The sequence below is a fragment of the Streptomyces pinistramenti genome (assembly GCF_020564935.1).
Lineage (GTDB): Bacteria > Actinomycetota > Actinomycetes > Streptomycetales > Streptomycetaceae > Streptomyces > Streptomyces pinistramenti.
In genome coordinates this window covers 281,734-295,659 of record NZ_JAJCXB010000003.1, presented here as the reverse complement: position 1 = coordinate 295,659, position 13,926 = coordinate 281,734, and the positions used below count along the sequence as shown (strand labels likewise).

Below are 13,926 nucleotides of genomic sequence, written 5' to 3'. Positions count from 1 at the left end.
ACGGACCGCGGCTGCGCGCCGCACGGGCACCGAAGCGAACGAAAGGGGCGCAGCGTGACCACCGCGACCGTTGTGACCGAGACCGGCGGCGGCTCCGGGGACGGCAGCCCGTACGCGCTGTCGCACCTGGACGCCCTGGAGTCCGAGGCGGTGCACATCTTCCGCGAGGTGGCGGGCGAGTTCGAGCGGCCGGTGATCCTCTTCTCCGGCGGCAAGGACTCCATCCTGATGCTGCACCTGGCGCTGAAGGCGTTCGCGCCCGCGCCGGTGCCGTTCGCCCTGCTGCACGTGGACACCGGCCACAACTTCCCCGAGGTCCTCGACTACCGCGACCGCGTGGTCGCCGAGCACGGGCTGCGGCTGCACGTCGCCTCCGTGCAGGACTTCATCGACCGCGGCGAACTGCGCGAGCGCCCCGACGGCCTGCGCAATCCGCTGCAGACCGTCCCGCTGCTCGACGGCATCGAGCAGGGCCGCTTCGACGCGGTCTTCGGCGGCGGCCGCAGGGACGAGGAGAAGGCCCGCGCGAAGGAGCGGGTGTTCTCGCTGCGCGACGAGTTCGGCGGCTGGGATCCGCGCCGCCAGCGCCCCGAACTCTGGCAGCTCTACAACGGCAGGCACTCCCCCGGCGAGCACGTCCGCGTCTTCCCCCTCTCCAACTGGACCGAACTGGACGTCTGGCAGTACATCGCCCGCGAGGAGATCGAACTGCCGGCCATCTACTACGCCCACGAGCGCGAGGTGTTCTCCCGCAACGGCATGTGGCTCTCGCCCGGTGAGTGGGGCGGCCTCAAGGACGGCGAGGCGCTGGAGACACGGAAGGTGCGCTACCGCACCGTCGGCGACATGTCCTGCACCGGCGCCGTCGACTCCGACGCCGACACCATCGAGGCTGTCATCACGGAGATCGCCGCTTCCCGGCTGACCGAGCGGGGCGCCACCCGAGCCGACGACAAGATGTCCGAAGCCGCCATGGAGGACCGCAAGCGCGAGGGGTACTTCTAAATCATGAGCAACACCGTCACCGTGGACGCGGGTGCCACCTCCCTGCTGCGCTTCGCCACCGCCGGCTCCGTCGACGACGGCAAGTCGACGCTGGTCGGCCGCCTGCTGCACGACTCGAAGTCGGTCCTGGCCGACCAGTTGGAGGCCGTCGAGCGCGCCTCGCTGGGCCGCGGCCAGGAGGCGCCCGACCTGGCGCTGCTCACCGACGGCCTGCGTGCCGAACGCGAGCAGGGCATCACCATCGACGTCGCCTACCGCTACTTCGCCACCCCCCGCCGCCGCTTCATCCTGGCGGACACCCCGGGCCACGTGCAGTACACCCGCAACATGGTCACCGGCGCCTCCACCGCCGAACTCGCCGTCGTCCTCGTCGACGCCCGCAACGGCGTCGTCGAGCAGACCCGCAGACATGCCGCCGTCGCCGCCCTCCTCCGCGTCCCGCATGTCGTCCTCGCCGTCAACAAGATGGACCTGGTCGACTACGCCGAGCCCGCCTTCGCCGCCATCGCCGAGGAGTTCACGTCGTACGCGGCGTCGCTGGGTGTCCCGGAGATCACCGCGATCCCGATCTCGGCGCTGGCCGGCGACAACGTCGTGACGGCCTCCGCCCACATGGACTGGTACGGCGGCCCGACCGTGCTGGAGCACCTGGAGACCGTGCCGCTCCACGCCGGCCCGTCGGACGACCCCGGCCGCTTCCCGGTCCAGTACGTCATCCGCCCGCAGACCGCGGCCCACCCCGACTACCGCGGCTACGCAGGCCAGATCGCCTCCGGCGTACTCCGCGTCGGCGACCCCGTGACCGTCCTCCCCTCGGGCCGCACCAGCACCATCGAGGCCATCGACGTGCTCGGCCGGGCCGTGGAGACGGCCTGGGCACCGCAGTCGGTGACCGTCCGGCTCGCCGACGACCTGGACATCTCGCGCGGCGACCTGATCGCCCCGACCGCCTCCGCGCCGGCCACCTCACAGGACGTCGAGGCGACGATCTGCCATGTCGCCGACCGTCCGCTGAAGGTGGGCCAGCGGGTGCTGCTCAAGCACACCACCCGCACCGTGAAGGCGCTCGTCAAGGACATCCCGTCGCGGCTGACCCTGGATGACCTGTCCCAGCACCCGGCCCCCGGCGAGCTGGCCGCCAACGACATCGGCCGGGTCGTCGTGCGCACCGCCGAGCCGCTGGCCCTGGACGCCTACGCCGACTCCCGTCGCACCGGCTCCTTCCTGCTCATCGACCCGTCGGACGGTACGACGCTGACCGCCGGCATGGCGGGCACCGCCTTCGCCGAGGCGGCGGAGACCGCGCCCGCGCCCGCGACGGCGGCCGACGACGAGGGCTGGGACTTCTGACGATGACCCACCAGGATGTGTTCTCGACCTTCGCGAAGGAGGGCGGCCGCATCGGCAGCGGCGCCCTCGGCAGCGGGCAGGGCGGAGTCGGCCGATGTGTGCGCTGACGATGCTTCACTCCGTGTGCCCGAACCCGCCCTTCCGAAGATCCATTGAACCGCCGGGCGTGCCCTGAAGGGGCGCGTACTGACCCGGCCCTACGAGAGGAACGCCTCCCGTGCCTGCCGTCCGACACCGCCTTCTGGCGGCCGCCGTCACCGTCCCGCTGCTGCTCGGGGCGTTGAGCGCCTGCGGCTACGGCTCCGAGGCCAAGAAGGATTCCGCGGCCGATGTGGGCGCCAAGGGCCCGAAGACCGACGGTCTCGACGACGTGAAGATCGGCTTCTTCGGCAACACCACCCACGCCACTCCGCTGGTCGGCCTGCAAAAGGGGATATTCCAGAAGGAGTTGGGCGGCACGAAGGTGCAGTCGTCCGTCTTCAACGCGGGCCCCGCCGAGATCGAGGCGCTCAACTCCGGCGCCATCGACGTCGGCTGGATCGGCCCCTCCCCCGCGATCAACGGCTGGACCAAGTCCCACGGCAAGAGTCTGAAGATCATCGGCGGCTCGGCATCCGGCGGCGTCTCGCTGGTCGTCGACCCCAAGAAGATCAAGAGCCTGGACGACCTCAAGGGCAAGACGATCGCGACCCCGCAGCTGGGCAACACCCAGGACGTGGCGCTGCTCAACTACCTGGCCGAGAAGGGCTACCGGGTCGACCCCACCACGGGCAAGAGCGACGTCACCGTCCAGCGCACCGAGAACAAGGTGACGCCGACCGCCTTCCAGCAGGGCAGCATCGACGCCGCGTGGGTGCCCGAGCCGACCGCGGCCAAGCTCGTCAGCGTCGGAGGCAAGACGCTGCTGGACGAGAAGAAGCTGTGGAAGGACGGCAAGTTCGTCATCACGAACATGATCGTCTCGCAGAAGTTTCTCAAGGAGCACCCCAAGGCGGTGGAGGCCGTACTGCGCGCTTCCGTCAAGACGAACGCCTGGATCCACGCGCACCCCGACGAGGCGCGGCAGGCGCTCAACGACAAGCTCTCCGACCCGCAGATCTCCGGCAAGGCGCTGCCCGCCGGCATCATCGACCCGGCGTTCAAGAACACCGACATCACCGATGACCCGCTGGCCGCCACCCTCCAGCAGGAGGCGGACCACGCCGTCAAGGCCGGCCTGCTGAAGAAGCCCGACCTCAAGGGCATCTACGACCTGCGGCTGCTGAACAAGGTCCTCAAGGCCGAGGGCAAGCCGGCCGTCGACGACGCCGGCCTCGGCAGCAAGTAGCCCCCGCTCCAGCACCGCAGTACCCCAGGAGGTGACACCGATGACGACCACCACCCTCACCAAGCAGCACACCACGGCGCCGGATGCGGGCCCCACAGCTTCGTACGCCGCTCGCATCGACCATGTCTCGAAGTCGTTCGGCCGTCCCGGCGCGCAGCAGCACGTACTGGACGACATCAGCATCGATGTCGCGCCGGGCGCGTTCGTCTGCCTCCTGGGGGCATCCGGCTGCGGAAAGTCGACCCTGCTCAATCTCGTGGCCGGGCTGGACGCACCGTCGGCCGGCTCGATCGAGACGCCCGGCGGCCGACCGGCGCTGATGTTCCAGGAACACGCCCTGTTCCCCTGGCTGACGGCGGGACGCAACATCGAGCTGGCGCTGCGACTGCGCGGGGTGCCGCGCGCGGAGCGCCGCGAGGAGGCCGAGCGGCTGCTCGAACTCGTCCGGCTCAAGGGCGCGTACGGCAAGCGGGTCCATGAACTGTCGGGCGGCATGCGCCAGCGCGTGGCGATGGCCCGCGCGCTCGCCCAGGACAGCCGGCTGCTGCTGATGGACGAGCCGTTCGCCGCACTGGACGCCATCACCCGTGACGTGCTGCACGACGAACTGACCCAGATCTGGCGGGTGTCGAACGAGGGCGGCTCCGCCGCCGGCGGCCTGTCCGTCCTCTTCGTCACCCACAACGTCCGCGAGGCGGTACGGCTCGCCGAGCGGGTGGTGCTGCTGTCCTCACGCCCCGGCCGGGTCGCCCGCGAATGGCAGGTCGACATCCCGCAGCCGCGCCGCATCGAGGACTCCGCGGTCGCGGACCTCTCCGTCGAGATCACCGAACAGCTGCGTGGGGAGATCCGCCGCCATGGCCAGCACTGACACCAGGGCCCACTCCGACGACGGGACTCCCGGGGCCGCGGAGGCCGGATCCGCCACGGACGCCGGGACTGCGACCGGCCCGGCCCGGCCCGCCGGCGGGCCGGCCAACGACACGTCCGGAGACCTCGCCGGTCTTGAGGCCGGGCTCGACGCCCTCGAATCCACGGTCGTCGACCGGCAGCCTTGGCTGCGTTCCCTCGCATCGAAGGCTTTCCCTCCCCTCATCGCCGTCGTCATCGTGCTGGGGCTGTGGCAGCTCGCCTACCACTTCCAACTCAAGCCGCACTACCTGCTGCCGAGCCCGGTCGACGTCGGCCGGTCGCTCCAGGAGAAGTGGCTTGAGGGCACCCTGCTGAGCTTTGTGTGGACCAGCGTCTCGCGCGGCGCGCTCGGCTTCCTGGCTTCGGTCGTGATCGGCACCGCGCTCGGCCTGGTCGTCGCCCGGGTCAAGGCGGTACGCGCCGCCATCGGCCCGATCCTCAGCGGACTGCAGTCGCTGCCGTCGGTGGCCTGGGTGCCGGCCGCCATCATCTGGTTCGGGCTGAGCGACGCCACCATCTACGCGGTGGTGCTGCTCGGCGCCGTCCCGTCCATCGCCAACGGCCTGGTGGCCGGTGTCGACCAGATCTCTCCTCTCTACTTGCGTGCGGGCCGCACCCTCGGTGCGACGGGTCTCGCGGGCGTACGGCACGTCCTGCTGCCGGCCTCGCTGCCCGGCTATCTCGCCGGTCTGAAGCAGGGCTGGGCGTTCTCCTGGCGTTCCCTGATGGCCGCCGAACTCATCGTCAACGCCCCGGACCTGGGTACCGGGCTCGGCCAACTCCTGGAGCAGGGCCGCGAGTTCCAGGACATGTCCTGGGTGCTGGCCGCGATCCTGCTGATCCTCATCGTCGGTATCGGCATCGAATTGCTGATCTTCGCCCCGATCGAGCGGCGGGTGCTGCGCAGCCGCGGGCTCCTCGTGAAGAGCTGACCGATGGACACGCCTCCCCCCCTCCTCGTCATCGCCCACGGCAGTCGCGACCCGCGGCACGCGGCGACCGTCTCCGCGCTCTGCGCGCGGGTGCGGGCACTGTGCCCGGGGCTGCGGGTCGAGGTCGGCTACCTCGACTTCAACGCGCCCGCCGTGCCCCGGGCACTGGAGCGGCTGTCGGCCGAGGGTGTGCGGGACGTCGTGGCGCTGCCTCTCCTCCTCACCCGCGCCTTCCACGCGAAGTCCGATATCCCTGCGGCACTGCGGGAGGCCACCTCCCGGTTGCCGCAGCTGACCGTGCACCAGGCCGACGTGCTCGGCCCTTCCGCCCTCCTGACCGCCGCGCTGGAGCGGCGGCTGGAGGAAGCCGGGCTGCGGCCCGGCGACCGCCGCTCGACCGGGGTCGTCCTGGCCTCGGCGGGCTCCAGTGACCCGGAGGCGATCGCAGTGATCGCTGAAACCGCGCGGGAGTGGCAGCGCACCGCTGGATGGTGTGCCGTGCGACCTGCGTTCGCCTCCGCATCTCTGCCCCGTACGGCGGACGCCGTGCGGGCCCTACGTGGCGACGGCGCCGCCCGCGTCGCCGTCGCCCCGTACGTCATCGCCCCCGGCCGCCTCCCGGACCGCATCGCCCGCGGCGCCCGGGAGGCCGGGGCCGACATCCTGGGTCCGGTGCTCGGCCCGGCCCCCGAACTGGCCCGGCTCCTGCTCCGCCGCTACGACGCCTCGGCTCCCGCACGGGACGCCCTGCCGCGGCTGCCCGCGCTCATCGCCTGAGTCGCACGCGGGACCTCCTCGCGGCCGTCGCGAGACCGGTCGGCTGCCGTTTCGGCGGCCGACACGCCCCCGGGCACCCGCGTCACCCGCCCGCCCCCGCCAGGGCGGCCGTCCCATCGCGCGCTGCGGCCGTCGGCGTATCGGCCCGGCCCTTTTCGTAGACGGTCAGGCCACGGGCCAGGCCGAGCGGCACCAGCAGCAGTTCCACGAGCAGGGCCTTCCAGGCGTAGACGAGGTTGACGGCCTTCGTCGCGTAGACGCAAGGCAGGTTCACCAGCACGCCGGACAGCGGGAGTTTGCGGCGGTGGGCGGCGTAGACGAGTGGTGGTGCGGTCAGGAGGAGGTCCGCACCTGCCCACCAGCCGAAGGTGACGGCGAGAGGCTGATCCGTCGTCACCGCGGCGGCGAACGGCGCCGCCCACCACAGCGGCGCGGTGACGATCTCCAGCAGGGCGAGCAGCACCCAGACCGCCAGCAGGGGCTTGTGCCGGACGAGCCCGCCGAGATGCAGCCGGACGTTCTGGCAGAAGCCGGCCATCCAGCGCCAGACCTGCTTGCGCAGATAGGTCAGCTCCTCGGGGTCGGCGGCCAGCGCCACCGCGTCGGCGACGTAGACCGCCTTGCGTCCCGCGATCTGCTGGGACCACGTGTAATCCATGTCCTCGACGATGGTGCGTTCGGGAAATCCGCCGAACGCGGCCAGGTCGTCGCGGCGGAAGACGGAGCAGCAACCCGAGCACACCATGGGGCTGTTGGCGCGCGCCTGGATGGGGCGTTGCCAGTGGAAGCCGAAGAGATACTCGGTGGACCGGCCGCGTTCCCAGATCGTGCGCGTGTGGCGGGTGCGGACCGTGCCGGCGGCGACGGTGACGGCCGGGTCGTCGAAGACGGGTACGACGGTCTCGATGTAATCCGGCGCGAGGACGGTGTCCGCGTCGACGGCCAGGACGAGGTCCGTGGTGCAGTGCGGCAGTGCGAAGTTCTGCGCCTTGGCCTTGCTCCCGAGATTCTGGGGCGGGCGCAGGACGGTGACGCCGTGTGACGCGGCCACCTCTCCCGTGCGGTCCGTGGACGCGTCGTCCACGACGAGGACGCGGTCAGGCGGGGCCGTTTGCCGCGCCAGCGATTCCAGCGTGGCCGGCAGTCCCTCCTCCTCGTTGTGCGCGGGAACGATGACGGTGATGGTGTGCATGCCGAACTCCCCCTGTGCTGCGGACCGAGCCGGCCACGAGTGTGGCCAGACCGATCAGGCCGTAGACGATGGTGCTGATGCCGATGAACGGCAGTCCTCCGTGCATGTGACCGACCGTAGCCGGATGGCGCGTTGACCGTTTCCGGAGGAACCCTCCTGTGGATAACTCCGGTTCGGCGGCGAGATGTTGTGGCACAGCACGACGTCATGGCACAGCAAAGCGCCGGCCGCCGCGCCCCGTGGGGGCGAGCGCGGCGGCCGGCGTGTGGTGCTGCGGAGGTGGAGCCGATTACTCGACGACCTTCAGCAGCTTGTTGGGCGTGCCCTGGCTCGCGTTCGAGATCTTGTCGGGCGTGGCGCCGTCGGTCAGGGCCTTGGCGACCTCGTCCGGCTTGGCGTCCTTGTGGGCGCCCAGGTAGACCGCGGCGGCACCCACGACGTGCGGGGTGGCCATGGACGTGCCGGAGATGGTGTTGGTCGCGTTGTCATCGGTGTTCCAGTCCGACGTGATGTCGGAGCCGGGCGCGTAAAGGTCCACGGCGCTGCCGAAGTTGGAGAAGTCGGACTGCTCGTCCTTGTTGGTGCTGGAGGCGACCGTGATGGCCTCCTTCACCCGCGCCGGGGAGCCCTGCGAGGCGTCGGCGGATTCGTTGCCCGCCGCGACGGCGAAGGTCACGCCGGAGGCGATGGCCTTCTTCACGGCCGCGTCGAGCGCCTCGTCGGCGCCGCCGCCGAGCGACATGTTGGCCACCGAGGGGCCCTTGTGGTTCTTGGTCACCCAGTCGATTCCGGCAACGACCTGCTCGGTGGTGCCGGAGCCCTGGTCGTCCAGTACGCGGACGGCCACGATCTTGGCCTTCTTGGCGACGCCGTACTTGGCACCGGCGATGGTCCCGGCGACGTGCGTGCCGTGGCCGTTGCCGTCGTTGGCATCGTTGTCGCCGTCCACGGCGTCGAAGCCGGAGGACGCACGGCCCCCGAAGTCCTTGTGCGAGATGCGCACGCCGGTGTCGATGACGTAGGCGGTGGCGCCCTCACCCGCGCTGTCCGGGTAGGTGTACTTCTTGTCGCCCTGGGTGTCCGTCTGGTCGATGCGGTCCAGGCCCCACGACGGGGGGTTGTCCTGGGTGGCGTCGATGTGGAACTTCTTGTTCTGCACGACCTTGTCGACGGCCGGGTCGGCGGCGAGGCGCTTGGCCTCGTCGGCGCTCAGGCCGGTGGCCGAGAAGCCGTCGAGGGCCGCGGTGTAGTTCCGCCTGACCTTGCCGCCGTACTTGGAGGCGAGGTCCTTGTGCTCGGCGGCGCCGACCGAGGCGCTGCTGACCGACTTCTTGAGCATGACGATGTAGCTGCCGTTCACGGCACCCTTGGCCTCGGCGCCGTAGATCTTGCCTTCGGCGGCGGGCGAGGCACCGGCGGTGACCGCGGTGACGGCGGCGATACCAGTGGCGGCGACCGCGGCGGTTATCGCCGTGACGAGCCGCTTCTTGCTGGAACGCTTGTGAGCCATTGCGAGGGTTCTCCTCGTTCGTGGTGTGGGGGGAAAGCGTTGCGCAACAGCCCGGTTCGACAGGAGCATCTGCACCGGACTGGTTCGAAACCATGTCGGATTGACGAGTTCAATTCAAGGTCAGCCGGGCCGTGTGAGATAAGCAACAACCCTGCATAAAGCCGAAATCGACCCTAAGCGGTCAATAAGGCCCGGGTAGTTGAATATTCAGGACTCAACTCCGTTTACATTGCGGCAATACACGGCAACAGAACGGGAATCCCCTCCCCCGACACCCTGTTGATGTGACAGGATCGCGCGCCGAAAGATGCGTGCCGTTCGTATGGAAAGCATTCCCCGGGCCGTCGACCCGTCACACCTGCCGCCTCCAGGGACCGTTCGTCCACCGGGCCCCGCATTCAGCGCTGATAGCGCGCCAGCACCAGATTCCCGTCATCGACGAGGCGCCCCCGCAGGGTCTTCTCGTCGATCCCGCCGCTGAAGTACTCCTGGAGGCCCGGCGTCGCGAGCTTGTCCTTCCATTCCGGATAGCCGCGGACGGACTGCGCGGGAGCGGGGCGCAGCGAGCCGGCGAGTGCCGTGCCGGTCGCCCGGTCGTGACGGGCGACCCGCAGCGCCGGGTCCGCGAGAGCCTTCTGACCCGTCGGCAGCAGCCAGTCCCCCAGGGCGAGCCGCACCATGTTGGGCGGGCTGAGGAGGAAGTCGATGAAGGCCATCGCCTCCTCCTTGTGCGGGCAGCGCTCGGCCACCGACAGAGTCTGCGGGCTGACCCCCTGGTCCGACGTGGTGCCCTTGGGCGCGGGCAGCACCGTCCAATCGAAGCCCCTGGGCGCCTGCTGGACGATCTGCTGACGGTACGAGAAGCCGAGCGGCACCATCGCGTACCGGCCCGCGAAGAAGCCGGGCAGGGTGTCCGAGCCGCCCATGCCGAGGGTGGAACGGGCCGCGCTGCGGTCGACGTTCACCTGGTCGTGGATGAGGCGCGGCACCACCTGGTCCGCGGCGTCGAAACGGATCTCCGTCCTGCCGTCGGGGCGGCGGTGGAAGACCCGGCCCCCGGTGGACAGCGCGAGGTCGAGGGTGACGGAGACCGGTTCCTTCAGCGGCCAGGCCACCCCGTACGTGCTGCCGCGGGTCAGCCGCCGGGCCGTCGCCGCGAACTCGTCCCACGTCCAGGGGTGTTCGGGTTCGGGAAGGCGCACTTTGGAGCGCCGCAGCAGGGCACGGTTGGCGATCAGCACCCGTGGCTCCTGGAGGAACGGGATGCCGTGGATCCGCCCGTCGAAGGTGCCGGCGGCCCAGCTCTGTCGCGGAATGTCGCGCCGGAGGCGGTCCGGCAGCAGCGGCGTGAGGTCGGCGAGGTCGCCGCCGTAGGCGAATTCCGCGAGGTCGTCGGACGCGTCATGGATGATGTCCGGCGCCTCCCCGCCCTCGAAGGAGGTCAGCAACTGGTCGTGGACGGTCGGCCAGGCGCCCTGGACGTACGCCACCTGGACGTCGGGGTGCCGGGCGTTCCACTCGGCGACCAGCCTCTTGTTCGTCCTGACCGAGTCCCGCTGCCAGGCGAGCGATTGGAAGCGCAGGGTGATCCGGCCGCCGCGCGCGGGCGGCGGCCCGCCGGAGCAGCCGGCCGACAGGGCCGCTGCGGGCAGCGCGGCGGCGGCCGCGAGCAGCCCTCTGCGGCCGATGCCGGGCCGGGACGCGGGCAGTTGCCTGCGCATCAGCCCTTCACCGCCCCGGCGAGCATCCCGCCCGTGATCCGCCGCTGGACGGCGGCGAAGAGGACCAGGCCGGGGAGGGTGGCGAGGAGCGCGGCGGCGGCGAGCGGGCCGAGGTCGGCGACGCCCTCCGACCCGAGGAAGTGGGTGAGCACCACGGGGAGGGTCTGTTTCCCGGGGGATTTGAGCAGGACCAGCGCGAAGAAGAACTCGTTCCACGCGGTGATGAAGGCGAACAGCGCCGTGGCGACGATGCCGGGGACGAGCAGCGGCGCGGTCACCGACACCAGCGTACGGAGCCGGCCCGCGCCGTCCACGGCCGCCGCCTCCTCCAGTTCGGGCGGCACCGCCCGGACGTATCCGGTGAGCATCCACAGGGCGAACGGCAGCGACCACACGACGTAGACCAGGATCAGGCCGCCCCGGGAGTCCACGAGTTGGAGGTTCTTGAGGATCAGGAACAACGGGATGATCACCAGCACCAGCGGGAACGCCTGGCTGATCACCACCCATCCCGTGGCGGCATGGGAGAAGCGGCTGCGGTGGCGCGCCAAGACGTACGCCGTCGGGGTCGCGAGCACCATCGCGAGCACTGCGGAAACCGCGGCGGCGAACAGGCTGTTGGCAGCGGCGGGCAGCAGCGGTTGCTCGTCGAAGGCGCTCCGGAAGTTCTCCAGGGTGGGCGCGTCCGGGATCCAGGTGGGATGGACCCGGGCCAGCTCGCGCGGTGGCTTGAAGGCGGTGGAGAGCAGCCACAGGAACGGGAAGGCGAGGAAGAGGAGGTAGGCCAGGAGCGCGGCATACTGCGCGACGCGGCCCGCTGTGCGCTGCGGGCGCCCCCGGGCCGCGGCACGGTGTCCGGTCGGCCGGCTCATGCGTCGTCCGCCCCCTTGAGCCGGCCCGCCAGATAGACGGCCAGCAGGACCGAGATCACCGCGACCATCGCAAGGCCCATCGCCGCGGCGTACCCGAACTGGCCGTAGCGGAACGCCTCTTCGTAGGCGAACAGCATCGGCAGCCGGGTGCGGCCGCCGGGGCCGCCGTCGGTCAGGACGTAGACCAGCGCGAACGAGTTGACGTTCCAGATGAAGTTGAGGGCGGTGACGGCGAGTGCGATGGGGCGGAGGACGGGCCAGGTGACCGTGCGGAAACGGCGCCAGGCGCCCGCGCCGTCCATCGCGACGGCCTCGTGCAGCTCCTGGGGGACGTTCTGCAGCCCGGCCAGCAGGGAGACCGTGGTCTGCGGCATCCCGGCCCAGACGCCGACGACGATGACCGCGGGCAGCGCGGTGGCCAGCCCGCTCAGCCAGTCCCGGCCGCCGGTGGCACCGGACAGCCCGAGGCCGCGCAGCGCTTCGTTGAGGAACCCTGCGTCCGGGTGGTACACCAGCCGCCACATGATGCCCACGACCACCTCGGGCATCGCCCACGGGATGATCGCCAGCGCGCGGGCCGGCCAGCGCATCCGCAGGTCGAGGTTGAGCAGCAGCGCGAGGCCGAGCGCCAGGAAGAACTGCGGGACGGTGACACCGACGGCCCACAGCAGCCCGATCCGGAACGAGTCCCAGAACAGCGTGTCGTGGAGGAGGTCGGAGAAATTGAGCAGCCCGGTCCACCGGGTGGAGCGGGTACGGCCCGACTGTGCGTCGGTGAACGCCAGCCCGATGCCGTAGAGCAGCGGGCCGACGCTCAGCACCAGGATGGGGAGCAGGGCGGGCAGCACGAGGAACCATGCGCCGTGATCCCTGCGGAGACCGGCGGTGCGGCCGGAGCCCGCTGCGGTGGACCGCCGTTGCGCGGTCGCGAGGGTCACAGCGGGGGCTCCTCGGTACGTGCCGCGGCCCGGCGGCCCCGGCGCCTCGGCCGCCGCCCCGGATCCGTCATCGGGCATGCCGCGCCGGATTCTCGGGCCGTCAGCACTGCTGCCGTCACGACTCCCCCTCCCGTTCCCCCGGGTGCCGCCGCCTGCCCGATCCCCCTCCGTGAGGACGGTGCGACCGCGCTCCTGCCGGCGTCCTGTCCGTTCACGTCCTGCTCGCTCGTGTTCTGCCCGTTCATGTGCTGCTCGCTCGTGTGCCGGGAGTCCCGGTGCGGGCCGGCGCAGCGCGTCTCCCTTCGGCGGGCGCGGTCGTCCGGAGGGGTTTCGGGGCAGGCGGCCGCCGTCATCGTCGTGAGGGGCGCACCCGCGGTCAAGCATCCGACCGGATTCCGTGAAGGATCTCCCCGCCTGGGCGGATTCCCGGACCTGCGAGACTGGTCGCGATCACGCACCGCAGGAGGCAGCACGATGACCCAACCGAGCCCCGGCGCCTTCACCGAGGCACGCGCCCGTGCCGTCCTGGCCGCCGCCGGACGACCGGAAGCCGCGGCGGACGCCCGGCTGCTCTCGCTGGGCGAGAACGCCGTCTTCGCGCTCGGCGACAGCGGCCCGGTCATCCGGGTGGGCCGCAGCGCCGAACTCCTGGAACGCGCCGAGCGTGAACTCGCCGTGGCCCGCTGGCTCGAAGACTCCGGGGTGCCCGCCGTCCGGGCCGCCGAGCCGGCGGCGCAGCTGGCCGACGGACATCCCGTGACGTACTGGCGGCGGCTGCCGGAGGCCGTCAGGCCCGCGGCCCCCGGCGACCTGGCCGCCCTGCTGCGGTCGGTGCACGCCCTGCCGGAACCGCCGTTCCGGCTGCCGCGCCGCGAACTGCTCGGCGGCGTCGAACGCGGGCTCCGGCTGGCGGGCGACGCGGTTTCCCCGCAGGACGCGGAGTATCTGCGCGGCCGCAGGGACGCGTTCGCCCTGGCCGCCGGCGCGCTGGAGCCGCACCTGGCCCGCGGCCCCATCCACGGCGACGCGCTCACCCGCAACGTCCATGTCGGCCCCGAAGGACCGGTCCTGGTCGACCTGGAGACCTTCTCCTCCGATCTGCGGGAGCACGACCTCGTCGTGATGGCGCTGAGCCGCGACCGCTACGGTCTGGCGGCCGAGGCGTACGACACCTTCGTCTCGGTCTACGGCTGGGACGTACGGGACTGGGAGGGCTGCGCGGTGCTGCGCGGCTCCCGGGAGACGGCGAGCTGCGCCTGGGTCTCCCAGCACGCGCCGGGCAACCCGGCCGCCCGCAAGGAGTTCACCCGCCGCATCGCCTCCCTGCGGGAGAAGGACGCGGCCGTGCGGTGGTATCCCTTCTGACCGGCGCTCGGTGGCGACGGCGCCG

General features: G+C 71.3%; 12 protein-coding genes. 7 read left to right on the top strand and 5 right to left on the bottom strand.

From position 1 onward, the window contains the following. Positions 1-54 precede the first annotated feature (54 nt). The 6 genes from cysD (at position 55) to LIU39_RS04235 (ending at position 6,303) form a co-directional block, all read left to right on the top strand. A complete protein-coding gene (gene cysD / locus LIU39_RS04260) occupies positions 55-1,005 on the top strand; it encodes a sulfate adenylyltransferase subunit CysD (protein ID WP_227044693.1) in 951 nt (316 codons plus the stop codon). A 3-nt stretch (positions 1,006-1,008) separates the two neighbouring features. Next, positions 1,009-2,355 (top strand): sulfate adenylyltransferase subunit 1, encoded by a 1,347-nt coding sequence (locus LIU39_RS04255; protein WP_227044691.1) that lies wholly within the window; start codon positions 1,009-1,011, stop codon positions 2,353-2,355. Between the two features lie 217 nt (positions 2,356-2,572). Then, the gene (locus tag LIU39_RS04250; protein WP_227044688.1) at positions 2,573-3,682 is read left to right on the top strand and encodes an aliphatic sulfonate ABC transporter substrate-binding protein; all 1,110 of its coding nucleotides are present in this window, start codon (positions 2,573-2,575) and stop codon (positions 3,680-3,682) included. A 40-nt stretch (positions 3,683-3,722) separates the two neighbouring features. Further along, positions 3,723-4,553, top strand: a complete 831-nt coding sequence (locus LIU39_RS04245) for an ABC transporter ATP-binding protein (protein ID WP_227044686.1) — start codon at positions 3,723-3,725, stop codon at positions 4,551-4,553. Beyond that, entirely contained in the window at positions 4,540-5,526 is a 987-nt protein-coding gene (locus LIU39_RS04240) for an ABC transporter permease (RefSeq protein ID WP_227044683.1), read from the top strand. The genes LIU39_RS04245 and LIU39_RS04240 overlap by 14 nt, the downstream gene beginning before the upstream one ends. A gap of 3 nt (positions 5,527-5,529) precedes the next feature. After that, a complete protein-coding gene (locus tag LIU39_RS04235; RefSeq protein WP_227044680.1) occupies positions 5,530-6,303 on the top strand; it encodes a sirohydrochlorin chelatase in 774 nt (257 codons plus the stop codon). A gap of 82 nt (positions 6,304-6,385) precedes the next feature. On the opposite strand, the gene LIU39_RS04230 is transcribed toward LIU39_RS04235, so the two are convergent. The 5 genes from LIU39_RS04230 to LIU39_RS04210 all read right to left on the bottom strand — a co-directional run bounded on the left by LIU39_RS04230 (position 6,386) and on the right by LIU39_RS04210 (position 12,536). Then, positions 6,386-7,495 (bottom strand): glycosyltransferase family 2 protein, encoded by a 1,110-nt coding sequence (locus LIU39_RS04230; RefSeq protein WP_227044678.1) that lies wholly within the window; start codon positions 7,493-7,495, stop codon positions 6,386-6,388. 289 nt (positions 7,496-7,784) lie between these two features. Beyond that, on the bottom strand, positions 7,785-9,005 hold the full coding sequence (locus LIU39_RS04225; RefSeq protein ID WP_227044677.1) for a S8 family peptidase: 1,221 nt from the start codon (positions 9,003-9,005) through the stop codon (positions 7,785-7,787). A gap of 398 nt (positions 9,006-9,403) precedes the next feature. Continuing rightward, positions 9,404-10,726, bottom strand: coding sequence for an ABC transporter substrate-binding protein (locus LIU39_RS04220; protein WP_227044673.1), 1,323 nt, complete (start codon positions 10,724-10,726; stop codon positions 9,404-9,406). Beyond that, entirely contained in the window at positions 10,726-11,598 is an 873-nt protein-coding gene (locus LIU39_RS04215; protein ID WP_227044671.1) for a carbohydrate ABC transporter permease, read from the bottom strand. Before LIU39_RS04215 ends, LIU39_RS04220 begins: the two co-directional genes overlap by 1 nt. Then, positions 11,595-12,536 (bottom strand): carbohydrate ABC transporter permease, encoded by a 942-nt coding sequence (locus tag LIU39_RS04210; protein ID WP_227044669.1) that lies wholly within the window; start codon positions 12,534-12,536, stop codon positions 11,595-11,597. Before LIU39_RS04210 ends, LIU39_RS04215 begins: the two co-directional genes overlap by 4 nt. A 474-nt stretch (positions 12,537-13,010) precedes the next feature. On the opposite strand from LIU39_RS04210, the gene LIU39_RS04205 reads away from it, so the two are divergent. After that, entirely contained in the window at positions 13,011-13,901 is an 891-nt protein-coding gene (locus LIU39_RS04205) for an aminoglycoside phosphotransferase family protein (protein ID WP_227044668.1), read from the top strand. Positions 13,902-13,926 lie beyond the last annotated feature (25 nt).